Source organism: Spirochaetota bacterium, assembly GCA_026414805.1.
Taxonomy (GTDB): domain Bacteria; phylum Spirochaetota; class UBA4802; order UBA4802; family UB4802; genus UBA4802.
Genome location: JAOAIH010000159.1, coordinates 276 through 743 on the forward strand (window position 1 = coordinate 276; position 468 = coordinate 743).

Genomic DNA, 468 nt, shown 5'->3' on the forward strand with positions numbered 1-468 from the left:
GTTTGTTATTCATTCCTACCTTCCTTTCTGTACTTTAATATAACAAGCGTATAAGCAATATCCATGATTAACTTATACTAATTTACTTATATGTATAACTATATATTCCTGCATTTGTGGATAAAAAATTAGTGGCTAAAATAAAAAACCCCAAACATGTTTAAATGTTTGGGGTAAAAAAAGCAAAATTAAAGCCTGGCGATGCCCTACTCTCCCACGGCTTAGGCCGCAGTACCATTGGCGCAGGAGGGCTTAACTTCTGTGTTCGGAATGGGAACAGGTGTGACCCCTCCGCCATAACCACCAGGCAAACTTATCTTCAGTTAGTAGTAAGTAGTAAAAAGTGAGTAGTTAATGGTATTGTATTTGCTACTTACTGTTTACTGTTCACTATTTACTCATACATAATGCACATTAAAAACATCACAGTGGAAATGTTTATGGTCAAGCCCTCGGTTTATTAGTATC

The 468-nt window shown here is 36.3% G+C and carries 1 rRNA gene; it reads right to left on the reverse strand.

What is annotated here, in order from left to right:
- Window positions 1-193: 193 nt before the first annotated feature.
- A 5S ribosomal RNA gene (rrf, locus tag N3F66_15140) occupies window positions 194-308 on the reverse strand.
- Window positions 309-468 lie beyond the last annotated feature (160 nt).